Source organism: Calyptranema fuscum S582, from assembly GCF_055793305.1.
Window position 1 is genome coordinate 49,550 of record NZ_JBSLYH010000036.1, and the last position, 23,523, is coordinate 73,072.

The following is a 23,523-nucleotide window of genomic DNA, read 5'->3' on the forward strand; positions in this document are numbered from 1 at the left end:
ACAGAAGTAATTGCTTTAGTTCCAAAAGGTCTGTTCTAACATTCAACCAGAAGGTCGAAAGTTCAAACTGATCCTATGGTTAACTTACAAAGAGCTACTTCTTCTTAGACTTTGACGTATCTACTGAACCTTGGGTCGCATCCATCATTCCGTACTTTCTCAAGAAGCGTTCTACGCGCCCTTCAGTATCAATGATCTTCTGGGTTCCGGTATAGAACGGATGATTTCCAGACCACACATCAACATGTAATTCAGGCTTCGTAGAGCCGACTGTGGTGACAACTTCACCGTTACAGTAAACTTTAGCGTCTGGGTACCACTTCGGGTGGATATCGGGCTTAGGCATGGTCTTTGCTCTTAACTTCAGAATCTAATTTTTTGTTCATTCTAACGAGACTCATTTCTCCTTAGCAATTGACTTGGCGTTTACGAGAACTGGGGAGAAACACGTAAAAACCAAACACAATTAGCGCTTAGAGTATTGAGGAGCCTTACGGGCTTTGTGCAAACCGTATTTCTTCCGTTCTTTCGCACGTGGGTCACGGGTCAAGTACCCTTCGGTTTTAAGAGGTTTACGATTTTCTGGATCGAGTTGACAAAGGGCACGAGCAACTCCCAAACGAATAGAGTCGGCCTGACCTGTCAAACCACCACCGTGAGCATTCACAAGAATGTCGTACTCACCTTCCAACCCCAGCGTTTCCAACGGAGCCTTTGCAACCGCTAGATAGGTGGGATTGAATTGGAGATAAAGGTCTCCAGGTTTGCCATTAATCGTCAGCTGCCCGTTACCAGGAACCAATCGAACTCGTGCGATCGCAGATTTACGGCGACCTGTTCCCATGTACATGACTCGATCTGTCTTTTCTGTAGCTTGCATTAATTCTTCACTCCAGGAATTGTCTCAATGTTCAGAACTTGGGGCTTCTGGGCTTGATGAGGATGATCAGAGCCAGCATAGACCTTAAGCTTAGTAAACAGCTGTCGTCCTAGTGTATTTTTAGGCAACATCCCTTTCACTGCTTGCTCAATAATTCGCTCAGGAAGACGAGCTTGTAGCTTGGAAAAAGTCTCGACCTTCATACCACCTGGACGACCGGAGTGACGACGGTAGAGTTTTTGCGACCGCTTTTTACCCGTTACCTCTACCTTTTCAGCATTGATAACCACAACAAAGTCACCCGTATCCAGGTGAGGAGTAAAGGTGGGTTTGTTTTTGCCTCTTAAAATTAGAGCCACAGCGCTTGCCAAACGACCCAAGCGTTTATCGGTAGCATCTACAACATACCAATTTCGCTCAATTGAGCTTACAGGCGGGAGATAAGTTTCGTTCATGATTTGTTCAACAACTTCAAAAATGTCAAAAAGATGGTGGGTTATAACGGCTATTCGGGGACGACCAACGCTTAGGTCACACAACACTTAGACTCGAAACTTCCTCTGAAAATTGAAACTTAGGTTGAGTATCAAACCAAATGTTGGGTGGAAACGGAAAGTCTGGATACCCCACCCTTAATAAACACAACCCATGAGGTGGAGCCGCATACTTAACCTCATCTCGGCGCTGCCCTTTCCAAAGCTCAGTGAAGTGCTCTGGCGATCGCCAGCCTCGACCGACTTCAACCAGTATGCCAACTAATAGGCGCATCATTCCATAAAGAAAACCACTCGCCTGAAGCTCTATCTCAATAAAAGAACCTCGACGAATGCAAGTTGCAGCTTGAATCTCCACCCAAGAATGACCTCGATGAGAGCCAGCACGGTGAAACGCTGCAAAATGGTGAAGCCCCAGCATCGGGTTGAGTGCGTCTTGGATTAACGACACATCCAAAGGTTCGTAGTAATAATGCCAGGAAAAAGAACGGACAAATAAGTTAGGTCGGGCATCAGTATAGATCGTATATCGATATCGCCGCCAGATCGCTGAAAAGCGAGCATGCCAACGACGACCAACGGGAGCCGAACCTCGAATCACAATATCTTCAGGCAATCGATGATTCAAAATATCTGCCCAGCGATGAGCAGGAATTAAATCAGGTACATCAAAATGAGCAACTTGCGCAGCTGCATGAACTCCTGTATCTGTCCTACCGGCACCATGAAGTGTAACGCAAGAGCCTGATACTGATTGGATAGCACGCTCTATCTCTGCCTGAACCGTCCGTTGATTAGACTGCCGTTGCCAGCCATGAAAATGAGTGCCCAGGTACTGAACAACCAGGGCAACTCTTTGAAACTTATCAGTTTCCGCTTCACTTTTAGTTAAAACGTCATTGGGCTGTAACGGTAGACCAGACATGAAAACTCACAACAATATTAATCAAGTCAGCTCAATAATAGCCATTTCAGTATTATCTCCCCGACGGCTAACGGTACGAAGGATGCGGGTATAGCCGCCTTCGCGATCGCCATAGCGAGATTGGGCTTGCTCGAACAAAGCATGAACTAATTGCTTATCGTACATATATCCCAAAGCCTGACGGCGGGCAGACAAAGAGCCATCCTTTGCCAAGGAGATCATTTTATCAGCGACAGAACGAACCGCTTTTGCTCGCGCTCTAGTGGTCGTAATCCGACCATGACGGATTAACTCTGTAGTCAAAGCTCTTAGCAGGGCTTTGCGCTGATCAGCGGGTTTACTCAGTTGATGAACACGACAACGATGACGCATAGTATATAGACAAGTTTCACAACAGAAATGCTTAAATATTCGCTCAGATACTGAAACCGTGGCTCAATCTTAGGTCGGCTTCGCAGATTTTTCGTGAGGCAGCGTAATGCCCAAACGATCTTGCAGCGCTTCAATGACTTCTTCTGCGGACTTCGCCCCGAAGTTTTTAATCTCTAAAAGATCTTCTTGAGTATAATCCAACAAATCCGCCACTGAATTGATCTGTGCCCGTTTCAAGCAGTTATAGGCACGAACAGAAAGCTGAAGCTCTTCAATCGGAATCTGATTGGTTGGATCTTCATCATCCTGAAAATCTTTTTCCAGTTGGTCAAAAGTAATATCTTTCAACGGGTTAAATAAATCAACCAGGATGTTAGCGGCTTGACTCAAAGCCTCTTCCGGAGTCAAACTGCCATCAGTCCAGACTTCCATGATTAAGCGGTCTTTTTCAAGAGAACCACCAATTCTGGCATCTTCAATCGTGTAATTGACTCTCCGGACCGGCATGAAGACAGAATCAATCTGAAGAAAATCAAGCGCGGCAGAATCATCCCGACCTCGCTCAATCGAACGATAGCCAACACCTTTCTCAATCCTGAACTCCATCTCAAGAGTGGAGCCCGCCGCAACAGTCGCAACATACTGGGAAGGGTCGATGGCTTCGACTTCCGAAGGAAGCTCAAACAACTCAGCCGTAACGGTCGCTGGTCCCTCTACCCTTAGTCTTCCAATTTGAGGTTGAGAAGAATAACTCTTTAAAACGATTTCCTTCATATTCAAGAGAATGTCTAAAACATCTTCCCGAACCCCAGGAATCGTCATAAATTCATGAGTGACCCCTGCGACACGCACCGCCGTCACAGAAGCACCTTCAAGATTAGAGAGCAGAACTCGCCTCAAGGCATTTCCAACCGTGATCCCCTGTCCACGATCTAGAGGCTCTAGAACAAACTTACTATATAAACCTCTATCATTTCCGGTATCCGACTCTACACACTCAACCTGAAACTGTGCCATGACCCAACCTCTCTTATCCTTAACCGCAATTAAGACAATATTTTCAAACTTCTAACGCTTTCCATCAACCCTTCTAAACTCATAGGTTTAGCCAGGGACGTCTTCGAGCATTGAGCAACTGAGCTTGTCTAGACGTGAAAGCGACATAAGTTCCAATATTGGCGTTGAATGTGATGCTTAAACCCGTCGTCGCTTGGGTGGACGACAACCATTGTGAGGGATAGGGGTAACATCTCGAATTAAGGTAATCTCCAGACCGGCTCCCTGCAAAGCCCGAATCGCTGTTTCTCGGCCTGCTCCAGGTCCACTTACCATTACCTCAACCTGACGCATTCCCTGGTCAGTTGCACGGCGGGCAGCATTCTCAGCAGCAGTTTGTGCAGCATAGGGCGTTCCCTTTTTCGCGCCCTTAAATCCGCTAGAACCCGCAGAAGCCCACGAGATTGCCTCACCATTCGTATCCGTGATAGTGACAATCGTATTATTGAAAGTCGATTGAATATGTGCTACACCGCTAGGAACATGACGTTTAGACCGTTTTGCTCCAGTCTTTTTAGAAGGTTGCCGGACCATAAATCATCTCACAAAGTTAAATGTCTATCAAACCAGAGCTGATCCTTCTATTTGTTAAATTCAATGCTTTGAAGGAATCAAGCCCTATAGAGCAAATTCGACGCCAGCTGGTTAGAGCCAAGAAGCAAGGATACAAGAACACCCTTTGGGCGATCTTGTTATTACTTCTTACTGGGAGCCTTCTTCTTACCTGCTACAGTGCGGCGTCCACCCCTACGTGTTCGAGCATTCGTACGAGTTCTTTGCCCTCTAACTGGTAGACCTGCGCGATGTCTCCGTCCTCTGTACGTACCAATGTCCATCAGTCGCTTGATGTTCATCGACTCCAAGCGTCTCAGGTCACCCTCGACTTCATAATCGTTTTCAACAGCTTCTCTCAACGAAGCAACGTCTGAGTCACTCAAATCCTTAACACGAGTATCAGGATTGACACCAGTTGTAGCGAGGATTTGCTTTGCCCTGGTTAAGCCAATACCATAAATGTATGTCAGACCAATCTCAACACGTTTATCCCGTGGAAGGTCTACTCCGGCAATTCGTGCCACCTTAATAACTCCCTAATTTCGTACCTAAACTGCCCCTCTCCAGAAATGAAATGACGCTGGGTCAGACCAAATCTTCATCAAAAACTTTGCAACCTATCCCTGACGTTGCTTGTGCTTGGGGTTAGAGCAAATCACCATGACTCTGCCGCGACGACGGATGACTCGGCACTTTTCACAAATTTTACGAACAGATGCTCGAACCTTCATTTCTCAATTCGCTATAGCATTACAAACAAAACATTCTATCAGCTTATGAAATCAATTGTCAAGAAACAAAGGAGTTCAAGGGCTTTCACCATTTTTCAGAATATACAATTTTGAATAATCATTCCATTTCAAAAAATATTTATTAAAAACGAAATAATAAAAAGAAGAGTGTTCTGATACAACAAGTTTATCGATGCTCACGTTCGTCAGACCACTAAATCTATCGAGACTTGGCTCGATCTCGATAGAGCAGACTTAACTCCACGAGCAGAAGCATCAAACTTTATCAAAAGGCTCGAAAACGCTGTTATTTCTTACGCAGACGGTATGTAATCCTGCCCTTCGTCAGATCATAGGGAGTTAATTCTACTTTCACGCGATCGCCAGGTAGGATTTTAATGTAATTTCTGCGAATCTTCCCCGATATGTGAGCCAGGACATTAAACCCATTATCCAGGTCAACTCGAAACATTGCATTAGGCAATGAATCGGTCACAGTTCCTTCCATCTCAATCAGATCTTGCTTAGACAATGCCAGTTTTCCTCAATTTGATTAGCGTGTAGGTTGTCAGGACTTAAACAGATTAGTTTAAAACTAAATAATTTAAATCGCTTTATCTATCCTCTCTATAACAGTAACAAATCCTTAGCAAAACAGATTCGTTACCCACACAGATAAGACAGAACATTAATTTTTCAGGCAGCAAGTTACATCTTTACGAAACATTTTCAGAACAGCTACGCTTCCACCAACGCATGGATGGCTTGGGTAACGGTTTCAATGGCTTGATTGCCATCGATCGAGAGTAATTGGTTGCGATCGCGATAAAAACCGATCAGGGGTTCAGTCTGTTCTCGGTAGACTTTCAAACGATGGCGAATGGTTTCTTCATGGTCATCAGATCGTCCTCTTCCTAAAAGACGTTCAACCAAAATTTCATCTGGAACATCTAAATTCAAGACGAAATCGTACTTCTGACTGATTCCAGATAGTAACTCATCCAAAAAAGATGCCTGGACAACGGTACGAGGGAACCCATCCAAAATCCATCCACCTGTAGTGTCAGACTGTTCAAGGCGATCGCGAACCATATCGAGTATCAATTGATCGGGAACCAATTCCCCTTTTTCCATATAAGACTGGGCTTTCACACCAAGGTCTGTCTTTTGAGCTACCGCAGATCTAAGAATATCTCCGGTTGAAATGTGAGGAATCTCACACGAATGCGCCAAAAAACTAGCTTGAGTTCCTTTCCCAGCACCTGGAGGACCTAAAAAAATTAATCGAACCACTACTGCTTCACCATTCCCTCGTAACGTTGAGAAATCACGTAAGTCTGAATTTGTTTTGCTGTATCGATTGCTACACCAACCAAAATCAGGAGTGATGTCGCTCCAAATCCTCTGAAAGTCGTAATATTAGTCGCACTCTCAACCGCTGTCGGGACGATCGCCACTAGACCCAGGAAGATTGCGCCCAAAAAGGTTAGTCGATTTAGAATCCTTTCGATGTACTCACTTGTAGCCTTACCAGGCCTAATACCAGGGATGCTAGCGCCCATTTTTTTGAGATTCTGAGACATATCAACTGGATTGACGACCAGTGATGCATAGAAGTAGCTAAAAAACAGAATTAAGACCAGATAGACTACCACATGAATCCATGTCCCCGGGTTTAGAGCATTGATTATGTTAGTAACCAGTTTATTGTCTGGGAAAAATTGGGCTAGTGAAGCTGGCAAAAACAAAACCGCAGACGCAAAAATGATGGGCATTACTCCACCCTGATTCAGTCTGAGCGGCAAATAACTACTCTTCTCAAGGTATAGACGACGCCCGACTTGACGCTTCGCCGAAACGATTGGAATTCGTCGAGTCCCTTCCTGGACAAAAACAATTCCTACAATCATGATCAGAAATACAGCAAGCAAAATAATAATGCCGCCGACCAATCCGCGATCGCCTACTTGAGCTAGCTCAATCGTTTGACCTAAAGAACGAGGGAGCGTCGATACAATGCTAAGAAAAATTAGCAGGGAAGCACCGTTACCAATTCCTCTCTCTGTAATTAATTCCCCTACCCACATAACAAACATAGATCCAGCCGTTAAAGCCAAAACGGTCTGAATAATAAATATAGGTCCAGGAGCCAAAGCATATCGACTAACTAGAATTGAAATCCCAACACTCTGAATAACAGCCCAACCCAAAGCTACGTAACGCGTGATTTGAGAGATCTTGCGACGTCCCGCCTCACCCTCATTCTTTTGTAAATCTTCAAGACTGGGCAATGCAGCCGTCAACAACTGCAAAATGATGGAAGCATTAATATAAGGCAAAATGCCAAGTGCGAATATTCCTAACGCAGAAATACCGCCCCCAGCAAATATATCTAAAAACCCAATTAAACTACCGAGTCCACTACCTTGAATCCCTTCCTGAAAAGCCGCTCGGTCAATTCCTGGGACTGGAATAAAAATCCCTAAGCGAACTAAAACTAACATGCCAATAGTGACAAGCAGCCGACCTCTCAGTCCTGCTGCTTGCGCCATCTGCATGAAGGTCTCCTGAGCGCTTGGAGCTTTGTCTTTACTGACAACCATGAACAGATACCTCTATGGATTCGCTCTAATTGATAGCCGATGTATCAACCTATCCAGTTGATAGAGCTAGCTTAGCAAATGGCAACTACCACCTGCTGCTTCGATTTTGCTACGCGCAGATTCAGTGAAAGCTGCCGCCTTTACGACCAAAGAAACCGTCAACTCTCCATTGCCCAAAACTTTGAGAGGACCGTCATCAGCTGTCAGAATTCCAGCATCCATGAGAGAATCTAGAGTCACTTCTGTATTGGCTGCCAGCCCCACTAGATCTTCAACGTTGATGATGGTGTACTGCTGACGATTAATTACAGTGAAGTGCTTCAATTTGGGAATACGCCGGTAGAGAGGCATCTGACCCCCTTCAAAACCTGGACGAGTGCTATGTCCAGATCGAGACTTTTGACCCCGCATCCCAAATCCACAACTCGCACCTTGCCCTGCAGAAATGCCTCGTCCAACGCGGCGACGGCGCTTTCGGGAACCTTCTTGAGGTATTGCTTCTGACAATCTCATACGTCTTATTTACTCATCTTAACGAAGGGTTTACTTAGATGCTTAGCCTGGCTCGGAAGCACTACCCGATGAATTCCTTCGAACAAAACAAACACCCAACATCTGTTATCAACAGATAATCAGCATCAAGCGTAGAGACTCTCGATAGGAATACCGCGCTCTTCTGCAACCTCTGCAAATGTTTTTAGGGAGGCAAGCGCTCTAGCAGCTGCTCTAGCATTGTTTAAGGGGTTACTGGAACCCAACTGCTTAGCTAAAACATTACGAACACCGGCCAATTCAAGAACCGTACGGACTGCGCCACCGGCAATTACACCTGTTCCAGGCGCAGCAGGTCGCATCATTACTTTGGCTCCACCACCACTGGAATTTACAGGATGAGGAATTGAGTTAGATTTGGTCAGTGGCACACTAACTAGATGTTTTTTGCCATCCGCAACGCCCTTTCGAACTGCACCAATGACATCACTCGCTTTTCCTACACCGACGCCGACCTGACCCCGCTCATTACCAACAATCACAATGGCTCGAAAACTCAATTTCTTACCACCTTTGACAACCTTTGTAACTCGGCGGATTTGAACGACGCGTTCTTGCCAGTCTGACTCTTTCTCTCGAGTTCGGTTATTTTTTTTGCTCTTTGCCATTTTCTTAGTCCTAAAACTCTTGCCTTAGCTTCGTCTCTAAAATCTATCTTTGATCACTCAAAGCCACACACTTTAATTAGAAACTTAATCCAGCTTCTCGAGCAGCTTCCGCTAGAGCTTTGACTCTACCGTGATACAGGTTGCCACCTCTATCAAAGACAACTTGATTAATTCCCTTCTGCAACAAGCGTTGAGCGATTAGTTTGCCAACTTTAGCAGACGAATCACAGTTAGAACCCGACTCTAATTCGGACTTCATATCTGCATCAAGGGTGGACGCAGATGCCAGAGTGTGATGGTTAGTATCATCAATAACTTGAGCGTAGATATGATGATTAGAGCGAAACACCGAGAGACGAGGACGCTCTGCCGTTCCAAAGACTTTGCGTCGAATTCGGCTGTGACGACGACGAACTAACTCTCTTTTAGACTGTCTCATGACTATTTCTTCCCTGCCTTGCCAGCCTTGCGTCTAACCACTTCATTTGCGTATCGAATGCCCTTGCCTTTATAAGGTTCTGGCGGACGAATGGCACGAATTTGGGCAGCAATGTTACCTACAGCCTCTTTATCAATACCACTAATCAAAATATTCGTGTTGTTTTCTACAGCAATTTGAATATCTTCCGGTGGGGCAATTTGAACAGGGTGGCTATACCCAACACTCAGGCTTAAGTTCCGCCCCTGAACTTGTGCTCGATAACCAACCCCTTGAATCTCTAAGCGACGCTGAAAGCCTTGAGAAACCCCTTCGACCATGTTAGCAACGAGGGTGCGACACAATCCGTGGCGCTGCCGCGCAGCACGCGATTCATCTCTCCGACGAACGATAACAGTTTCTCCTTCCTGAAGAACTTCAACTTCATTTGGAAGTGTACGACTCAATTCACCTTTTGGACCTTTCACAACCACATGCTGACCAGAAATTGCGATCGCAACTTTCTGGGGAATGGGAATAGGACGTTTACCAATACGAGACATAACGGATTACTCCTGGGCAAAGCAATTAACCACTGATCGACTAAGGTAATTATTTCAAAGTGGTAGATATCAAAGTTACATAAAGATTTCTACCAGACATAGCAAAGTACCTCGCCCCCTAACCCGTGGCGACGGGCATCTCGGTCAGTCATAATGCCATTCGAAGTTGAAATGATAGCAATCCCAATACCCCCAAGGACTCTTGGTAACTCTTTACGGTTTGAATAAACTCGTAGACCTGGTTTACTAACCCGCTTGAGGGAATTAATAATGGGACGGCGATTCTTACCCTTGTACTTCAGAGTAATCACCAAGTTGCGCTTGGCTTCTTCACCTGCCTCAGAGAATTCGGTAATGAAACCTTCTTCTTGCAGTACTTTTGCAATACTGCGAGTCATCTTGGTTGATGGAACTTCTGTAGTTTGGTGCCGCGCCATCGTAGCATTTCGAATGCGCGTCAGCATGTCTGCAATCGTATCGTTAGACGCCATAGTTTCCTCTTAGTCGAACTGCCTCAATTATCCCGAAAAGGCATTCCCATCTCTTTGAGCAGGGCACGTCCTTCTTCATCAGTGTTTGCAGTGGTAATGATTGAAATATCCATGCCACGAATTTGGTCGATGGTGTCGTAGTCTACTTCCGGAAAAATTAGTTGCTCTCGCACACCCAGGGTGTAGTTTCCTCGTCCATCAAAACTCTTTGGACTAATGCCTCGAAAATCACGGATTCGAGGGAGTGCCAAGTTGATCAACCGATCCAAAAACGAATACATTCGCTCGGAACGGAGGGTGACCATAATACCAACTGGCATTCCTTTGCGGAGCTTGAAGCCAGCGATCGCCTTCTTTGCCCTAGTTACAACAGGCTTTTGTCCCGTAATGATGGCAATTTCGGAGAGAGAAGCTTCTAAAGCTTTTGCGTTTTGTGCAGCCTCACCTAACCCACGATTCACAGTCACCTTGACGATTTTAGGTACCTGATGAATGTTGGAGTATTGAAACTGTTCCATTAACTTTGGAACAACGTTTTCCTGATACAGAGTTTTAAGCTTCGACATGACTCAAATCCTTGCAATGTCCCTGGTCTTTGTCAGGGGTAGGTTGTAACAGACTGAAAACTGAAAGGAGATAGTGAACGGCAAAAACCAAAGAGTTGTAACTGGGAAGCTTAGTCAATAATTTCCCCTGTTTTCTTTAGCATTCTGACTTTACGCCCATCTGCGTTGTAGGTGTAGCAAATTCGGCTAGCAACCTTTTGCTTCACCGAGTAAAGCATGACATTAGAGCTATGAATCGGTCCTTCGATCGTAATGATCTGACCGGATTCATCCTCTTGTTGGGGTTTAACGTGCTTGGTTTTGACATTAACCCCTTTCACAATCACTTTGCTGGTTTTTGGAAACGCACGTAGGACTTCTCCAACCTTGCCCTTTTCTTTACCAGTAATGATTTGGACTGTATCGCCTTTCTTGACGTGCATTTTGTAACGAATTGGAGTGATTGCCTTGGTCATCACAGCACCTCCGGAGCCAAAGAAACAATCTTGGTAAAGTTCTTATCGCGTAACTCCCGAGCTACAGGTCCAAAAACCCGTGTTCCACGAGGGTTACCTTCCGCATTGATAATGACGGCTGCATTATCGTCAAACCGGATACTCATTCCACTTTCGCGGCGTAATCCTTTTCTGGTTCGCACCACTACGGCTCGAACAACGTCAGACTTTTTAACTGCCATGTTGGGAATGGCATCCTTAACCACAGCGATAATGACATCTCCGACGCCAGCATAACGACGGTTGCCTCCGAGAACCCGAATACACATGAGCTTTCGAGCACCGCTATTATCAGCTACATTGAGATAGGTCTCTTGTTGAATCATTTTTCCAGTCTCTCCAGAGATCAGACACTAGCGGTTGCGTTAAGAATGTCAATGACTGTCCAACGCTTTGTACGGCTGAGAGGTCGAGTTTCTTGTATACGAACGCGATCGCCGACTTTGCACTTATTTTCTTCGTCGTGAACCTTGTATCGCTTCGTGCGAACTACGATTTTGCGATATTTGGTATGGGGTGCACGGTTTTCGACAGCGACCACCACCGTTTTATCCATTTTGTCGCTAACGACTAATCCGACTCTTTCCTTGACTGCCATAAACCCTACTCCCCTTGTACAACAACCGTTTGAGAATCTTGAGCAGACGCTAGCTGCCTTTCCCGCTCGATTGTCATGAGTTGAGACAAACGATGACGAATATGCTTAAACTGGTGAGAACTAACTGTCTGGCGAGTTGCTTTTTGAAACCGCAGTTGGAACAACTCTTTCCGAGCAGCTATGATTTGTTCGCTCAGTTCCTGGTCATCAAGACTTCTAATGTCTTCAATCTTAGGCAGAGGCATAACCTACGACTCCTCCGCTTCACGCGTAATAAACTTCGTTTTAATGGGCAACTTATAATCAGCTAACCGCATCGCTTCACGGGCAGTAGCTTCCTGCACTCCAGCAATTTCAAATAGAATGCGACCGGGTTTAACAACCGCAACCCAAAATTCTGGATTTCCCTTACCAGAACCCATCCGGGTTTCAGCTGGACGCATCGTAACAGGCTTATCTGGAAAAATACGAATCCAAATTTTCCCGCCCCGCCGAATATAACGTGTCATGGCACGACGACTTGCTTCTATCTGGCGAGCGGTGATCCAGGCAGGCTCCTGAGCTTGCAAAGCAAAATCACCAAAGTTGAGCGTATTGCCTCTGGTCGCTTGACCAGTCATCCGCCCTCGTTGTTGCTTACGAAATTTAGTTCTTCTAGGACTTAACATGGCTGTTTACCTTGAGATTTTGAGTCAGAAGCCAACACTCCAGAACCAGATAAAAATCTCTGATCCTTCATTCAATTGATGCTTCAGCCTTCATTGGAACGATCTTCGAATTGCTGACGACGACGTTGCTGACGACGACGAGGTTGTGCATTCGCTGCTGTAGTTGGAGCTTCCTCTTGACCAGGAATGATTTCGCCCTTAAAGACCCAAACCTTAATTCCCAGAACTCCGTAGATAGTTTGAGCTGTACGGTAGGAATAATCAATATCGGCTCTTAAGGTGTGAAGCGGCACTTTACCTTCGCGAGTGGCTTCTGTACGAGCAATTTCTGCCCCATTAAGACGCCCACCCACCTGAATCTTGATCCCCTGTACACCGGCACGCTGAGCCCGTTGGATCGCTTGTCGAATGACTCGACGGAAGGAAACCCGACGTTCTAGCTGCTGAGCCACATAATCAGCAATCAGAGCAGCATCAGCATCGACTCGAACGACTTCAACTACATTGATACGAATTTGGCGATCGCTGCTCCCCAATTCTTTCTGAAGACCAACTCGGAGTGATTCGATACCCGCACCACCGCGACCGACAACCACCCCAGGTCGGGCAGTTCGAACTTCTAAATCGATTTGATCTGCTTTACGCTCAATACGTACTTCAGAAATACCAGCACTACTCAGATTTTTCGTGACATATCCACGAATTTTATGGTCTTCCTTCAACAATTCCGGGTAGCGATTAGAATCAGCGAACCACCTGGAACGATGCTCCTGGGTAATACCAAGTCTAAAACCAGTTGGATGAATCTTCTGTCCCACAATGCGTCCTCTAGAACAAAGGCAAAACGTTAAACTGAATGACTAAAACAATACACAACAAGCATTTTCAAACTTAGTTATCTTCATCGCCAGGAGCAACGGCAATTGTAATATGGCAAGTCGGTTTGCGAATTTGGTAAGCACGTCCTTGTGCCCTGGGACGATAACGCTTAAGCACAGGACCTTGGTCAGCAAAAGCTTGCGTCACAACCAAATCAGCAGGCGTATATCCTTGGTTATGCTCAGCATTTGCCACAGCAGAACGTAGAACCTTGAGAATAGGTTCACAAGCCCTATAGGGCATAAACTCCAGAATGATCAATGCTTCGCGATAAGAACGACCACGAATTTGATCCAGCACCCGACGCACTTTAAAGGGCGACATCCGGATATAACGAGCAACTGCTTTGACTTCTTCGGCGGTAGTAGTGGCCATAGACTTATCCTTAATCAACTCCAGCGCCTAACGCTTAGATCTTTCACGTGCAACTCAACGAATATCGCAAACCCTATCGGCGAGCTTTCTTATCACTCTTGGCATGACCCCGAAACGTCCGCGTTGGTGCAAATTCGCCCAGCTTATGCCCAACCATCTGCTCCGTCACATAGACAGGAACATGCTGCCGACCGTTATGAACCGCTATGGTGTGACCAATCATTTGAGGCAAAATTGTTGAAGCTCGTGACCAAGTTTTAATCACTTGCTTCTCACCTTTAGCATTGAGAACCTCAATTTTTTTGAGCAAGTGATCGGCAACGAAAGGTCCTTTCTTAAGAGAGCGAGCCATAAGTCCTATCAACCTCTAATTAACACTGCGGCAATATACCTGTCGAAAACAAATCCCAAAATTATGCGTCTTGCTTTCATCCTGCGAGATTAAGCATCCCGTCCACCACGACCTCTCTTAGAGGTTCGACGACGACGGCGAACAATAAGGGAATTACTCAGCTTATTCTTCTTACGAGTTTTCATACCCAGTGCTGGCTTGCCCCAAGGGGTGACAGGACCAGAGCGTCCAATAGGAGCACGTCCTTCACCACCACCATGGGGGTGATCGACTGGGTTCATAACGCTGCCTCGAACTTCAGGTCTACGACCTTTCCAGCGTTTACGACCTGCTTTACCAAGGCTTGTATTTCTGGCATCTGAATTGCCAACTTGTCCAATCGTTGCGTAACACTCTCGACGAATCAAGCGAACTTCACTAGAAGGAAGTCTGAGCGTGACGAAATTTCCTTCTTTAGCTACAACCTGAGCAGAGGCTCCAGCAGCGCGTACAATCTGTCCACCTTTGCCAGGTACAAGTTCGACATTATGAACGACGGTACCTAAGGGGACATTTCCCAACGGCAACGCATTACCAACTTCAAACGGAGCATCAGGTCCAGAAATAACTGTAGAGCCAACTGCCAAATTAGCAGGATGGATAATGTAACGCTTTTCTCCATCTTGGTAATGAAGTAGAGCAATCCGTGCATTACGATTCGGATCGTACTCAACAGACATTACCTTGGCAGGAATATTATGCTTATTTCTACGAAAATCAATGATTCGGTAAAGTCGCTTGTGACCCCCTCCTCGATGACGGCACGTAATAACGCCTCTGTTGTTCCGCCCTTTCGGTCGATGAACCGAAAGAGTTAAAGACTTTTCTGGCTCATCCCTGGTAATTTCAGAAAAATCGGAAACTACTCGCTCACGAGTACCAGGAGTGTAAGGTCTGTATTTGCGAATGCCCATAATTGAAAACTCAAATCAGCTACTTCGTCCAATGGCGGCTAGAAACCCAACCTTCAGAAATCAACTCATTTCAATCGGCTAAGACAATTACACTTCAGGGAACAGAGTAATGGAATCACCAGAAGCGAGTGTTACGATTGCCTTTTTATAGTGAGGTCTGTGTCCTGCAAAGCGACCCACACGTCTCGCTTTCAGAGGTGGGTTATACGTATTCACTTTTACGACTTTGACGTCAAACAACTGCTCAATTGCAGCTTTGATCTCATCTTTAGTCGCACGAGAAACTACTTCAAAACAATATTTATTGTCTTCCAATAAAATGGTTGCTTTCTCAGTCACGACGGGACGACGCACCAACTCTGGTAGGGCACGAGCATCAGATCTAATCACCATAAACCTCCTGAATCTTCGCGAGAGCAGACGTAGTTGCCACAATCTGATCAGCGTTCAAAATATCAAACACATTGAGGTTGTTGGCAGAGATCAGTCTAAGATTGGCAAGATTGCGAGCCGATAGATAAACATTTTCATGGCGTTCTGAAACAATCAACAGAACTTTTGAAGAAGGTTCGACTCCCCAACGAGCCATCGCTTGAAGCAACTCTTTTGTTTTAGGGCGAGATAAATTTTCTGCGAAATCTTCAACCACGACTAAATCTGCTGAGCGACCTTGTAGCGCGGTACGAAGGGCAAGCCTGCGCTCTTTCCGGTTCATCTTGCTGGAAAAATCTCTCGGCTTCGGTCCAAATATGACACCGCCCCCACGCCATAGAGGAGAGCGGTTAGATCCAGCTCTGGCACGACCTGTACCCTTCTGCCGCCAAGGTTTGCGACCGCCTCCACTAACTTCTGAGCGGGTTTTTGTTGAAGCTGTTCCTTGGCGAGCATTGTTCATCTGACGCACAAGTGCCCGATGAACGATGTGAGAAGCTGTAGCTTCATTTGCTGTTCTCAGATCCAACGAAGCTGTACCCGCTTCTTCCCCTTGCCAATTTTTAACTACACACTCAACCATAATCTTTAATCTCTTTTTCTTCGCTAGCAGGTGCTGTGCTTTACCTCAGTTATTAAGTTGCAGGTTGCTGTTATTTAGCGCGACCTACAATCTTGGCGGGTGTAATACTCAACAAGCTACCAGGCTTGCCGGGTACTGCACCTTTAATCAGGAGGAGATTGCGATCAGCATCGACCCTGACGATGGTCAGTTTACGAATCGTGGTTCTTGTTCCACCCAAGCGACCTGCCATACGCTTACCTGGATAGACCCGACCAGGAGTGGTTCCTGCACCTGTAGAACCAGGAAGACGATGGTTTTTTGAACCGTGCGCCATTGGTCCTCGCTTAAAGTTATGCCGCTTTTGATACCCTGCGAAACCCCGACCAATGCTCGTACCAGCGACATCTACAACCTGACCAGGCGAGAAAACATCAGCTTGGAGCTTTTGCCCCAGTTGAAACTCTTCAACTCCGTCTAATCGGTACTCTCGGAGATGACGCACGGGAGATGATTCTGATTTCGCTAGATGACCTAGTTCAGGCTTACTGAGGGCTTTAGCTGCGACCTCGTTGTAACCGAGTTGAACCGCAGAATATCCATCTGTTTGAAGGGTTTTAATTTGAGTTACTGTGCATGGACCAGCCTGTACGACCGTGACAGGAATTGCCTTCCCGTCTTGATCGAAGATCTGAGTCATGCCAAGTTTAGTGCCCAGAATTCCTAAAGACACAACACCGAGTCTCCATCGTTGCTAAACAGCATTAACCAGCAGGATCAAAAGTATTTGACCCAACTAATTTCCTAAAATCAGGAAGGGCTGCTGAGATGCGTTAGAAGCCATAGACGCATCCATCTTAGAAGCACCCTAATTGAAATTAAGTGCTCAAAAAACAGCTACTACTTTCCCTTCAATACCGTCTGCCTACGCTAGGACTTGAGCAGACAACCACTCAGTATCCTTCAGACCGATAGCTAGAACTCACATAAGAGCCAGCGATCTAATTTCAGCGACAATCAAACAATATAAACAATCTAAGAAAATTTGTCTACTAATTTCAATAACTTAGTTGAAACCTGCAAACTTACGCTTCTTCTTGAAATTGCCCTTTCCTAGTGTATCTCAATTAAAGCTTAAAGTTTAGAAATTTCTGAGCAACTTTCTATGCGGGACAGTATAGCTCTACTCAAGGATCTGGCTTGAGCAAACTAAACGCTTGTCAGATATAGATTTGAATGGGTTCCGCAGTACTGGATAAAGTTACGGACGGCGATGTCTTGTAATGATAAGCGGCTCAAACTAGTTTTATCAGCCTTGTGCATCGATCGGGATGATAAACGATCGCATGCTTGGTGCTAAATTAAGACTGAAAGTTGAATGAGGGGCTAGCAACTTAGAGAGTCTTGCTCTTGATGAAACGTCTTAGATAGATGAAGGCATAGAACTTATGGTACTGCTCATCACAGGTAAGAAGTTTGTCCGAGAATTGGAAGCAGCCGGGGCTCTGGGTGTTTACGTTCCTTTAGAAGGTGGGCATGAGGGTCGCTATCAGAGACGCTTGCGAGCGGCTGGATATGGCATGCTCCATATTACAGCACGGGGATTGGGAGATTTATCTTCTTATCTATTAGAAGTTCATGGTGTGCGCCCGCCACATTTAGGGAAGAAAGACATTGGGCAAGGGGCAGCAGTTGGGTATCGATACTATATTCCACCGTTGGCTAAGTATCAGTTAGAGCAATTGCCACCGAACTCCAAGGGGCTTGTGATCTGGTTGCTGGAAGGGATGATCCTTTCTAACCAGGAGTTGCAGTTTCTGCAAACGTTGCCGCAGATAGAACCTCGGATTAAGGTCGTCATTGAGATGGGAGGCGATCGCAGCTTCACCTGGAAACCTCTAAACAGCATTCTTGCCGCAGCTTAATCGTTTGGCATTGCTTAATCCAGCTATAAAATTCGGCGTGAGTGCCGCGCTCCGCGCGGCACTCACGCCGAATTTTATAGCCCAAATCAGCAGCACCGATAGGTTTATCCTGCAACTGAACGAAATTAAGAACCATGCGCCGCACATGTGCGGCGCATGGTTTTATGTATGTTGTTGAATGAGCGTTTGAGCTGGGATCGCTGAATGTTTCTGAAATAGAACCGAATACAAGTGTTACCTTTGTAGTACACTAGGACTCATATACAGAGCATCCGTTTGACTGTATCTGACTGCATCTATTGTGCTTTTCAGCATCCCTCCATCATAGAAGGGTAAGTTGCTTGTATCGTCCCCTCATTTCATTACACCAGGGTAATTGGTTCAAGTTAATTTGTGGAGCCAGTTTCCAACATCTCCCTGCGGTTCGCAGTTTGACTTTGGCGTATGCATTAGCTGGAGTTGATTGCATTGATGTTGCGGCTGACCCCGTCGTTGTTTCTGCGGCACAAACGGCGCTTCAGGTAGCCCATGGTTTATACGAGGAAGCTCGTACGCGAGGGTTCTGTGTTCAAGAGTTGCCGTGGCTAATGGTGAGCCTGAATGATGGAGAAGATCCTCATTTTCGTAAAGCCGAATTTGATGCAACTCTCTGTCCAACGGATTGTCCGCGCCCCTGTGAAAAAGTCTGCCCCACGGGAGCGATCGCGTTTGATCAGCGGAGTTCGCTATCGTCTGAAAGGGTTGGCAGCCTACCTTTTTCGGGAGTGGTAGATAGTCAATGCTATGGTTGTGGTCGCTGTTTGCCTATCTGCCCAGTTAATAACATCTCGGCTCGTGCCTATGTTTCTGCACCAACCACCGTCGCAGCGTTGGTATTAAAACAGGTAGATGCGGTTGAGATTCACACTCAGGTTGGACGGTTAGCTGATTTTTCCCGATTATGGCAGGCGATCGCCCCTTACTGCGATCGCTTGAAACTAGTGGCAATCAGTTGTCCGGATGGGGAAGGGTTGGTGGATTATTTGTGGGCGTTATCTGACCTGATTTCTCCGTTACCTTGTCCTGTGATCTGGCAAACAGACGGTAGACCCATGAGCGGAGATATTGGGGATGGGGCAACCCGTGCTGCCGTGAGATTGGGACAGAAAGTATTAGCGGCTGGTTTACCAGGATATGTGCAATTGGCAGGAGGCACAAATGGGCACACTGTCGCTAAGTTAAAGTCATTGGGATTACTCAACCCAATGTCAGTGGGCGATCGATTAATAGGCGATCGTACTAGCAAACTACCCGACCCAACATTTCCTAGCTATATCTCCGGGGTCGCTTACGGCAGTTATGCTCGTGCTCTTATAGCCCCTGTTTTAGAACAGCTAGAGAAGGTAAACACTTATGAACCGCTAACCACCTCTTCCCCCAAGGGTCATGACCCTATCAGGCTACACGACCGAGAACTTGAGCTGAATGAGTGGTCACAACGGGTCGCGTCTTCAGCCTGTCTGGAATTGTTTCCCGACCTTTTGTGGCAGGCTGTCAGCCTTGCCAGCTCTCTCGTAACTCAACTGAAACCCGTGGTCAGATCTATGGGCGAATTTAACCCAACCACATTCAGCTATTCTTCACCTGAATTCACTCAGTCTAATTGGCTGCCCCAGGGTCAGGGACTTGCATGACACTATAAAGACCTGCGGTGCGTTACGGCTAGCGCCTAACACACTCTAAAAATGGGAATATTATTGGCTTGCAAATCCGTTAATGTTCCTGCCTTTTTGCTTTCGAAAGTTCGCATCTACCACTGATTTGTTCGCATTGAGAACCTTAATTACTCATGACGTCTAGCGGTATTCATTCTTTCGACGAACCTCATCAATCCAATTCTTCTGGACAAGCTCAAGAGTCTTACGAGGCTCTACAAATGATTGACGACCTTGAGCAACTCCTGGACATCCTGCCGAGCGAAATTCGTTTGCACATTCAACAGCATCCGCAACGAGCCAGCCTGGTTGAAGTCGTTCTTGACTTGGGACGCCGTCCCGAAGCGCGCTTTCCTAGCGGTGCCGAGTATTTGACGGATACCACAATCTCTACAGCAGACCTGCAATATTGCATTGATCGCGTTGGCAGCTTCAGTGGAGATAACCGTGCCGGGATTGAGAAAACACTCCATCGAATTAGTGCCATACGCAATCGCTCGGGTGCCGTCATTGGTCTGACCTGTCGGGTTGGGCGAGCGGTTTACGGCACGATTGGCATGATTCGCGACTTGGTAGAAACGGGTCAGTCTATCTTGATGCTGGGTCGTCCCGGAGTAGGTAAGACGACCGCTTTACGAGAAATTGCCAGAGTGTTAGCCGATGAATTGAATAAGCGGGTCGTGATCATCGATACCTCTAACGAAATTGCCGGGGATGGAGATATTCCTCATCCTGCCATCGGTCGGGCACGGCGTATGCAGGTGGCACGTCCGGAACTGCAACATCAGGTGATGATTGAAGCCGTGGAAAACCACATGCCTGAAGTCATTGTGATTGATGAAATTGGCACCGAATTAGAGGCGTTGGCGGCTCGAACGATTGCCGAGCGCGGGGTACAGTTGGTTGGCACGGCTCATGGCAATCGCATTGAGAACTTGATCAAAAACCCAACCTTGTCTGACTTGGTGGGTGGCATTCAGTCTGTGACGTTGGGAGATGAAGAAGCTCGTCGTCGGGGTAGCCAAAAAAGCGTGTTAGAACGGAAAGCGCCGCCAACGTTTGATATTGCTGTGGAAATGCTGGAGCGGCAAAAGTGGGTAATCCACGAACAAGTGGCGGACACCGTCGATAGTTTACTGCGCGGGCGACAGCCCAATCCCCAAGTTAGAACGGTCGATGAAACGGGGCAGGTGCAGATTACCCATGAGCGACCTGAGCAGCCTGCGGACGTTTTTCCGTCGCGATCGCGATCGCTACCCTTTAGTGATGGGCGAAATCTTGCTAGCAAAGATTTTGCGCGAGGTGGATGGCGAGCGTCAGGACAGCTAACCCCCTTACCATCCTCCAGGTTGGGAGAATTGACGGGTATTCCTACTACGGATATGCCGGGACAGAGTTCTTCAGAACGTCAGTACTTTGACCAACTGCTGAACGCGTCGCTAGAAGACTCGTTTGCTGATGAGGCGATTCCATTTGCCAATCCGCCTGCGGGTCCCAATGGGGAAGATCTACCCCTGCATGTTTATCCCTATGCTGTCAGTCGGCAATTGCTGGAACAAGTCGTGCATACGTTAAATTTGCCGATTGTGCTGACGAAAGATATGGATAGTGCCGATGCAGTTCTAGCATTGCGATCGCACATTAAGAACCATTCAAAACTGAGACAGATGGCAAAAACACGCCAGTTGTCAATCTACACCGTGAAGTCGAATAGTATGCCGCAAATCATTCGCACGTTACAGCGGATGCTGAAGATGGATGATGGCGGTGATAATGAGCCAGTCAACCTGAGTCTGTTTTCTCGCAGTGGTGACGAAAATGAACTCGAAGCGCTGGAAGAAGCCCGACTTGCGGTTGAACAAATTGTCATCCCCAAAGGGCAGCCGGTTGAGCTATTGCCCCGGTCTGCCAAGGTGCGCAAGATGCAACATGAGTTGGTAGAACATTATCGACTCAAATCTACCAGTTTTGGGGAAGAACCCAACCGACGATTGCGTATCTACCCCGCTTAGGATCGTAGATTTTATAAACCCGGAAGCTGATGGTTGGAAGCGCGGCGTTGCCGCGCTTCCAACCATCAGCTTCCGGGTTTTATTTAATTTGCGCTCCTTAATTTTTATGTGGCGTCAGCGGCTTGTGGATCGTCCTTGGGGCAGGCTAGGACTATGAGTTCTGTTGCTTTGCATGACGAATCCGCTTTTGTTTATCGTGTTGTTTGCGATAGTTGCTATTGCGATCGCCGCTATTGCCGCGTATATCGATCAAAAACGTACAGAGGCGATGCAAGCGGTTGCCCAGGAATTAGGACTATCTTTTTATCCGAGAGGCGAGATGGTTTTGCCCAGCGTCTGCGACTTTCAACTGTTTTGCAAAGGGCATACGCGACGAGCTAAAAATTTGATGCAGGGTGAACTGCGATACACGGGCATCCAGATTCCCGTGGCGATCTTCGACTATCGTTATACGACCGGGCACGGCAAAAACCGTCATACTCATTCTCAGACGGTGTTCTACCTGCACTCTGAACTATTGGGATTACCCGAATTTTTCCTTCGTCCAGAACATTTATTCGACAAAATTGGCAGCTTAATCGGGTTTAGAGACATTGACTTTGCCGAGTGTCCTCAATTTTCTCGCATGTATCTACTCAAGGGACGAGATGAGCCTGCCATTTTTCGGATTTTTAAGCCCGATGTCATCCGCTTTTATGAAAATAGACGGGTTTGTACAGAGGCAAGTGGTTCACGGCTCATCTTCTACCGCCCCTCTACTTATGTCCAACCGACTGCTATCCGAGGATTGATGACTGAGGGGTTTCAACTATTCGATTTGCTGCGGCAAAATCACTGATCGCCTGCCTCATGGGTGTTCAAACCTGTCCGACAAAACCATGCCATCTTCCAGTAAGGTAACCTGGTCGGCAACTTCTATCACCCGTGCATCGTGAGTTGCCATGACGATCGTGCAGCCCTGTTCTCTCGATAGGGTATGAAACAGTTGCATGACCAATTTTCCGGTCTGCGAATCTAAGGCAGCTGTTGGTTCGTCTGCAAAAATCAGGGCAGGATACCCAGCCACTGCCCGAGCGATCGCCACTCGTTGCTGTTGACCGCCCGACAGTTCGCGGGGCAGGTTATCGGCTTTATCGCCCAAACCGAGCTGGTCTAACAAATGCTGGGCTTCTTGCCGGGCACGGTGTTCGCTGCGTCCCTTCAGCGTTAAGGTGACGCTGATATTCTCAAGTGCCGTTAGCGCTGAGAACAGGTTAAACTCTTGATCCACAAACCCCAGGTGATGCAAGCGAAAGTGTTCTCGTTGCGATCGCGACAGCGACAGAATATCTTCTCCAAACAAGCGAACGCTACCTGCGGTCGGGGTCAATAGCCCCGCCAGGATCAATAAGAGTGTTGTTTTTCCGGCTCCTGCCGGACCCATAATCAGATGGATATCATTTTGCCGAATGGTCAGGTCAATCCCTTTGAGTACATGAAAGCGTTCTGCCCGTGTCTCAAACACCATTTCAATCCCCTCAGCGGCGATCGCAATCTCTGACTGAGAGCGTGATTGAACCGATGGATCGGCATTACCATTGGGCGATGATTTGAGCACGGTCTGTGTCAACAAACGTTTATCAGCACCTGACTTCATAGGACAAACGCCACCAAAAATCATGACTTTTTAGGATTACCCTAATGTTTAACCAGGTTGGGGTACTTACCTCTAGTGTAGGTCTGGAACATAGCTCTATATATTGAGGTTTATGTACGTTGAGGTTTA

35 protein-coding genes are annotated in these 23,523 nt (G+C 46.7%); 4 read left to right on the plus strand and 31 right to left on the minus strand.

The window, feature by feature from the left end; all coding sequences use genetic code 11:
* Window positions 1-94: 94 nt before the first annotated feature.
* From rpmE to rplC, 30 genes are all read right to left on the minus strand, one after another.
* Window positions 95-346 carry a 50S ribosomal protein L31 gene (rpmE, locus tag ACR6Z4_RS21850; protein WP_479719441.1) on the minus strand — a complete coding sequence of 84 codons (252 nt, stop codon included), beginning with the start codon at window positions 344-346 and terminating at the stop codon, window positions 95-97.
* 120 nt (window positions 347-466) lie between these two features.
* Window positions 467-880 carry a 30S ribosomal protein S9 gene (gene rpsI / locus ACR6Z4_RS21855; protein ID WP_479719442.1) on the minus strand — a complete coding sequence of 138 codons (414 nt, stop codon included), beginning with the start codon at window positions 878-880 and terminating at the stop codon, window positions 467-469.
* A complete protein-coding gene (rplM, locus tag ACR6Z4_RS21860) occupies window positions 880-1,335 on the minus strand; it encodes a 50S ribosomal protein L13 (protein WP_479719443.1) in 456 nt (151 codons plus the stop codon). Before rplM ends, rpsI begins: the two co-directional genes overlap by 1 nt.
* 76 nt (window positions 1,336-1,411) lie before the next feature.
* Window positions 1,412-2,299: a tRNA pseudouridine(38-40) synthase TruA gene (truA, locus tag ACR6Z4_RS21865; RefSeq protein ID WP_479719444.1), complete on the minus strand. Its 888-nt coding sequence runs from the start codon at window positions 2,297-2,299 to the stop codon at window positions 1,412-1,414.
* Window positions 2,300-2,320: 21 nt separating this feature from the next.
* The gene (gene rplQ / locus ACR6Z4_RS21870) at window positions 2,321-2,671 is read right to left on the minus strand and encodes a 50S ribosomal protein L17 (protein ID WP_479719445.1); all 351 of its coding nucleotides are present in this window, start codon (window positions 2,669-2,671) and stop codon (window positions 2,321-2,323) included.
* A 69-nt stretch (window positions 2,672-2,740) separates the two neighbouring features.
* Window positions 2,741-3,688, minus strand: coding sequence for a DNA-directed RNA polymerase subunit alpha (locus ACR6Z4_RS21875; protein WP_479719446.1), 948 nt, complete (start codon window positions 3,686-3,688; stop codon window positions 2,741-2,743).
* A 177-nt stretch (window positions 3,689-3,865) separates the two neighbouring features.
* On the minus strand, window positions 3,866-4,261 hold the full coding sequence (gene rpsK / locus ACR6Z4_RS21880) for a 30S ribosomal protein S11 (RefSeq protein WP_479719447.1): 396 nt from the start codon (window positions 4,259-4,261) through the stop codon (window positions 3,866-3,868).
* Between the two features lie 161 nt (window positions 4,262-4,422).
* The gene (gene rpsM / locus ACR6Z4_RS21885) at window positions 4,423-4,806 is read right to left on the minus strand and encodes a 30S ribosomal protein S13 (protein WP_479719448.1); all 384 of its coding nucleotides are present in this window, start codon (window positions 4,804-4,806) and stop codon (window positions 4,423-4,425) included.
* A 93-nt stretch (window positions 4,807-4,899) separates the two neighbouring features.
* A complete protein-coding gene (gene rpmJ, locus ACR6Z4_RS21890) occupies window positions 4,900-5,013 on the minus strand; it encodes a 50S ribosomal protein L36 (protein ID WP_071782548.1) in 114 nt (37 codons plus the stop codon).
* A gap of 307 nt (window positions 5,014-5,320) precedes the next feature.
* On the minus strand, window positions 5,321-5,545 hold the full coding sequence (gene infA / locus ACR6Z4_RS21895; protein ID WP_036002386.1) for a translation initiation factor IF-1: 225 nt from the start codon (window positions 5,543-5,545) through the stop codon (window positions 5,321-5,323).
* 206 nt (window positions 5,546-5,751) lie between these two features.
* Window positions 5,752-6,306 carry an adenylate kinase gene (locus tag ACR6Z4_RS21900; protein WP_479719449.1) on the minus strand — a complete coding sequence of 185 codons (555 nt, stop codon included), beginning with the start codon at window positions 6,304-6,306 and terminating at the stop codon, window positions 5,752-5,754.
* Window positions 6,306-7,616 (minus strand): preprotein translocase subunit SecY, encoded by a 1,311-nt coding sequence (gene secY, locus ACR6Z4_RS21905; protein WP_479719450.1) that lies wholly within the window; start codon window positions 7,614-7,616, stop codon window positions 6,306-6,308. Before secY ends, ACR6Z4_RS21900 begins: the two co-directional genes overlap by 1 nt.
* Before the next feature lie 66 nt (window positions 7,617-7,682).
* Window positions 7,683-8,129 carry a 50S ribosomal protein L15 gene (rplO, locus tag ACR6Z4_RS21910; protein WP_479719451.1) on the minus strand — a complete coding sequence of 149 codons (447 nt, stop codon included), beginning with the start codon at window positions 8,127-8,129 and terminating at the stop codon, window positions 7,683-7,685.
* Window positions 8,130-8,254: 125 nt separating this feature from the next.
* Window positions 8,255-8,776: a 30S ribosomal protein S5 gene (gene rpsE / locus ACR6Z4_RS21915; RefSeq protein ID WP_479719452.1), complete on the minus strand. Its 522-nt coding sequence runs from the start codon at window positions 8,774-8,776 to the stop codon at window positions 8,255-8,257.
* Window positions 8,777-8,852: 76 nt separating this feature from the next.
* Window positions 8,853-9,215 carry a 50S ribosomal protein L18 gene (rplR, locus tag ACR6Z4_RS21920; protein WP_479719453.1) on the minus strand — a complete coding sequence of 121 codons (363 nt, stop codon included), beginning with the start codon at window positions 9,213-9,215 and terminating at the stop codon, window positions 8,853-8,855.
* Between the two features lie 2 nt (window positions 9,216-9,217).
* Window positions 9,218-9,757 carry a 50S ribosomal protein L6 gene (gene rplF / locus ACR6Z4_RS21925; protein WP_479719454.1) on the minus strand — a complete coding sequence of 180 codons (540 nt, stop codon included), beginning with the start codon at window positions 9,755-9,757 and terminating at the stop codon, window positions 9,218-9,220.
* 89 nt (window positions 9,758-9,846) lie between these two features.
* Window positions 9,847-10,248 carry a 30S ribosomal protein S8 gene (gene rpsH / locus ACR6Z4_RS21930; RefSeq protein ID WP_479719455.1) on the minus strand — a complete coding sequence of 134 codons (402 nt, stop codon included), beginning with the start codon at window positions 10,246-10,248 and terminating at the stop codon, window positions 9,847-9,849.
* A 23-nt stretch (window positions 10,249-10,271) separates the two neighbouring features.
* On the minus strand, window positions 10,272-10,814 hold the full coding sequence (gene rplE / locus ACR6Z4_RS21935) for a 50S ribosomal protein L5 (protein ID WP_479719456.1): 543 nt from the start codon (window positions 10,812-10,814) through the stop codon (window positions 10,272-10,274).
* A gap of 110 nt (window positions 10,815-10,924) precedes the next feature.
* Complete coding sequence (gene rplX, locus ACR6Z4_RS21940; protein WP_479719457.1) at window positions 10,925-11,269, minus strand: 50S ribosomal protein L24; 345 nt, start codon at window positions 11,267-11,269, stop codon at window positions 10,925-10,927.
* On the minus strand, window positions 11,269-11,634 hold the full coding sequence (rplN, locus tag ACR6Z4_RS21945; protein WP_479719458.1) for a 50S ribosomal protein L14: 366 nt from the start codon (window positions 11,632-11,634) through the stop codon (window positions 11,269-11,271). Before rplN ends, rplX begins: the two co-directional genes overlap by 1 nt.
* A gap of 20 nt (window positions 11,635-11,654) precedes the next feature.
* A complete protein-coding gene (gene rpsQ, locus ACR6Z4_RS21950; protein WP_479719459.1) occupies window positions 11,655-11,906 on the minus strand; it encodes a 30S ribosomal protein S17 in 252 nt (83 codons plus the stop codon).
* Window positions 11,907-11,911: 5 nt separating this feature from the next.
* On the minus strand, window positions 11,912-12,151 hold the full coding sequence (rpmC, locus tag ACR6Z4_RS21955; protein ID WP_479719460.1) for a 50S ribosomal protein L29: 240 nt from the start codon (window positions 12,149-12,151) through the stop codon (window positions 11,912-11,914).
* 3 nt (window positions 12,152-12,154) lie between these two features.
* The gene (gene rplP, locus ACR6Z4_RS21960; protein WP_479719461.1) at window positions 12,155-12,574 is read right to left on the minus strand and encodes a 50S ribosomal protein L16; all 420 of its coding nucleotides are present in this window, start codon (window positions 12,572-12,574) and stop codon (window positions 12,155-12,157) included.
* An 83-nt stretch (window positions 12,575-12,657) separates the two neighbouring features.
* Window positions 12,658-13,392 carry a 30S ribosomal protein S3 gene (rpsC, locus tag ACR6Z4_RS21965; protein ID WP_479719462.1) on the minus strand — a complete coding sequence of 245 codons (735 nt, stop codon included), beginning with the start codon at window positions 13,390-13,392 and terminating at the stop codon, window positions 12,658-12,660.
* Between the two features lie 73 nt (window positions 13,393-13,465).
* A complete protein-coding gene (rplV, locus tag ACR6Z4_RS21970) occupies window positions 13,466-13,828 on the minus strand; it encodes a 50S ribosomal protein L22 (protein WP_479719463.1) in 363 nt (120 codons plus the stop codon).
* 73 nt (window positions 13,829-13,901) lie between these two features.
* Complete coding sequence (gene rpsS, locus ACR6Z4_RS21975) at window positions 13,902-14,180, minus strand: 30S ribosomal protein S19 (RefSeq protein ID WP_479719464.1); 279 nt, start codon at window positions 14,178-14,180, stop codon at window positions 13,902-13,904.
* A gap of 89 nt (window positions 14,181-14,269) precedes the next feature.
* A complete protein-coding gene (gene rplB / locus ACR6Z4_RS21980) occupies window positions 14,270-15,133 on the minus strand; it encodes a 50S ribosomal protein L2 (protein ID WP_479719465.1) in 864 nt (287 codons plus the stop codon).
* An 87-nt stretch (window positions 15,134-15,220) separates the two neighbouring features.
* The gene (locus tag ACR6Z4_RS21985; RefSeq protein WP_479719466.1) at window positions 15,221-15,526 is read right to left on the minus strand and encodes a 50S ribosomal protein L23; all 306 of its coding nucleotides are present in this window, start codon (window positions 15,524-15,526) and stop codon (window positions 15,221-15,223) included.
* Window positions 15,516-16,148 (minus strand): 50S ribosomal protein L4, encoded by a 633-nt coding sequence (gene rplD, locus ACR6Z4_RS21990; protein ID WP_479719467.1) that lies wholly within the window; start codon window positions 16,146-16,148, stop codon window positions 15,516-15,518. Before rplD ends, ACR6Z4_RS21985 begins: the two co-directional genes overlap by 11 nt.
* A 70-nt stretch (window positions 16,149-16,218) precedes the next feature.
* Window positions 16,219-16,860 (minus strand): 50S ribosomal protein L3, encoded by a 642-nt coding sequence (rplC, locus tag ACR6Z4_RS21995; protein WP_479719468.1) that lies wholly within the window; start codon window positions 16,858-16,860, stop codon window positions 16,219-16,221.
* Between the two features lie 715 nt (window positions 16,861-17,575).
* Between rplC and ndhN the strand changes: the two genes are divergently transcribed.
* The 4 genes from ndhN to ACR6Z4_RS22015 all read left to right on the plus strand — a co-directional run bounded on the left by ndhN (window position 17,576) and on the right by ACR6Z4_RS22015 (window position 22,596).
* Window positions 17,576-18,052: an NAD(P)H-quinone oxidoreductase subunit N gene (ndhN, locus tag ACR6Z4_RS22000; protein ID WP_479719469.1), complete on the plus strand. Its 477-nt coding sequence runs from the start codon at window positions 17,576-17,578 to the stop codon at window positions 18,050-18,052.
* Between the two features lie 341 nt (window positions 18,053-18,393).
* Window positions 18,394-19,725, plus strand: coding sequence for a circadian clock protein LdpA (gene ldpA / locus ACR6Z4_RS22005; RefSeq protein WP_479719470.1), 1,332 nt, complete (start codon window positions 18,394-18,396; stop codon window positions 19,723-19,725).
* Between the two features lie 242 nt (window positions 19,726-19,967).
* Window positions 19,968-21,758, plus strand: coding sequence for a R3H domain-containing nucleic acid-binding protein (locus ACR6Z4_RS22010; protein WP_479719478.1), 1,791 nt, complete (start codon window positions 19,968-19,970; stop codon window positions 21,756-21,758).
* A 172-nt stretch (window positions 21,759-21,930) separates the two neighbouring features.
* Entirely contained in the window at window positions 21,931-22,596 is a 666-nt protein-coding gene (locus ACR6Z4_RS22015; protein ID WP_479719471.1) for a hypothetical protein, read from the plus strand.
* A 9-nt stretch (window positions 22,597-22,605) separates the two neighbouring features.
* Here the strand turns inward: ACR6Z4_RS22015 and ACR6Z4_RS22020 are convergent, their stop codons facing one another.
* Complete coding sequence (locus ACR6Z4_RS22020) at window positions 22,606-23,394, minus strand: ABC transporter ATP-binding protein (protein WP_479719472.1); 789 nt, start codon at window positions 23,392-23,394, stop codon at window positions 22,606-22,608.
* Window positions 23,395-23,523: the final 129 nt, after the last annotated feature.

What these genes read in the sequence shown, in the direction of transcription:
- rplP (WP_479719461.1), bottom strand. Translation starts at nt 12,574, where the DNA reads ATGTTAAGTCCTAGAAGAACTAAATTTCGTAAGCAACAACGAGGGCGG.
- rplM (WP_479719443.1), bottom strand. Translation starts at nt 1,335, where the DNA reads ATGAACGAAACTTATCTCCCGCCTGTAAGCTCAATTGAGCGAAATTGG.
- rplF (WP_479719454.1), bottom strand. Translation starts at nt 9,757, where the DNA reads ATGTCTCGTATTGGTAAACGTCCTATTCCCATTCCCCAGAAAGTTGCG.
- rpsS (WP_479719464.1), bottom strand. Translation starts at nt 14,180, where the DNA reads ATGGCTCGCTCTCTTAAGAAAGGACCTTTCGTTGCCGATCACTTGCTC.
- rplN (WP_479719458.1), bottom strand. Translation starts at nt 11,634, where the DNA reads ATGATTCAACAAGAGACCTATCTCAATGTAGCTGATAATAGCGGTGCT.
- rplR (WP_479719453.1), bottom strand. Translation starts at nt 9,215, where the DNA reads ATGAGACAGTCTAAAAGAGAGTTAGTTCGTCGTCGTCACAGCCGAATT.
- ACR6Z4_RS22020 (WP_479719472.1), bottom strand. Translation starts at nt 23,394, where the DNA reads ATGAAGTCAGGTGCTGATAAACGTTTGTTGACACAGACCGTGCTCAAA.
- ACR6Z4_RS22010 (WP_479719478.1), top strand. Translation starts at nt 19,968, where the DNA reads ATGATTGACGACCTTGAGCAACTCCTGGACATCCTGCCGAGCGAAATT.
- truA (WP_479719444.1), bottom strand. Translation starts at nt 2,299, where the DNA reads ATGTCTGGTCTACCGTTACAGCCCAATGACGTTTTAACTAAAAGTGAA.
- ACR6Z4_RS21985 (WP_479719466.1), bottom strand. Translation starts at nt 15,526, where the DNA reads ATGGTGATTAGATCTGATGCTCGTGCCCTACCAGAGTTGGTGCGTCGT.
- ACR6Z4_RS22015 (WP_479719471.1), top strand. Translation starts at nt 21,931, where the DNA reads ATGACGAATCCGCTTTTGTTTATCGTGTTGTTTGCGATAGTTGCTATT.
- rplX (WP_479719457.1), bottom strand. Translation starts at nt 11,269, where the DNA reads ATGACCAAGGCAATCACTCCAATTCGTTACAAAATGCACGTCAAGAAA.
- rplD (WP_479719467.1), bottom strand. Translation starts at nt 16,148, where the DNA reads ATGGTTGAGTGTGTAGTTAAAAATTGGCAAGGGGAAGAAGCGGGTACA.
- rplQ (WP_479719445.1), bottom strand. Translation starts at nt 2,671, where the DNA reads ATGCGTCATCGTTGTCGTGTTCATCAACTGAGTAAACCCGCTGATCAG.
- rplO (WP_479719451.1), bottom strand. Translation starts at nt 8,129, where the DNA reads ATGAGATTGTCAGAAGCAATACCTCAAGAAGGTTCCCGAAAGCGCCGT.
- ACR6Z4_RS21875 (WP_479719446.1), bottom strand. Translation starts at nt 3,688, where the DNA reads ATGGCACAGTTTCAGGTTGAGTGTGTAGAGTCGGATACCGGAAATGAT.
- rpsH (WP_479719455.1), bottom strand. Translation starts at nt 10,248, where the DNA reads ATGGCGTCTAACGATACGATTGCAGACATGCTGACGCGCATTCGAAAT.
- rpmE (WP_479719441.1), bottom strand. Translation starts at nt 346, where the DNA reads ATGCCTAAGCCCGATATCCACCCGAAGTGGTACCCAGACGCTAAAGTT.
- rplV (WP_479719463.1), bottom strand. Translation starts at nt 13,828, where the DNA reads ATGGCCACTACTACCGCCGAAGAAGTCAAAGCAGTTGCTCGTTATATC.
- rpmJ (WP_071782548.1), bottom strand. Translation starts at nt 5,013, where the DNA reads ATGAAGGTTCGAGCATCTGTTCGTAAAATTTGTGAAAAGTGCCGAGTC.
- rpsQ (WP_479719459.1), bottom strand. Translation starts at nt 11,906, where the DNA reads ATGGCAGTCAAGGAAAGAGTCGGATTAGTCGTTAGCGACAAAATGGAT.
- rplB (WP_479719465.1), bottom strand. Translation starts at nt 15,133, where the DNA reads ATGGGCATTCGCAAATACAGACCTTACACTCCTGGTACTCGTGAGCGA.
- rplE (WP_479719456.1), bottom strand. Translation starts at nt 10,814, where the DNA reads ATGTCGAAGCTTAAAACTCTGTATCAGGAAAACGTTGTTCCAAAGTTA.
- secY (WP_479719450.1), bottom strand. Translation starts at nt 7,616, where the DNA reads ATGGTTGTCAGTAAAGACAAAGCTCCAAGCGCTCAGGAGACCTTCATG.
- rpmC (WP_479719460.1), bottom strand. Translation starts at nt 12,151, where the DNA reads ATGCCTCTGCCTAAGATTGAAGACATTAGAAGTCTTGATGACCAGGAA.
- rpsK (WP_479719447.1), bottom strand. Translation starts at nt 4,261, where the DNA reads ATGGTCCGGCAACCTTCTAAAAAGACTGGAGCAAAACGGTCTAAACGT.
- rpsE (WP_479719452.1), bottom strand. Translation starts at nt 8,776, where the DNA reads ATGGCAAAGAGCAAAAAAAATAACCGAACTCGAGAGAAAGAGTCAGAC.
- rpsI (WP_479719442.1), bottom strand. Translation starts at nt 880, where the DNA reads ATGCAAGCTACAGAAAAGACAGATCGAGTCATGTACATGGGAACAGGT.
- ndhN (WP_479719469.1), top strand. Translation starts at nt 17,576, where the DNA reads ATGGTACTGCTCATCACAGGTAAGAAGTTTGTCCGAGAATTGGAAGCA.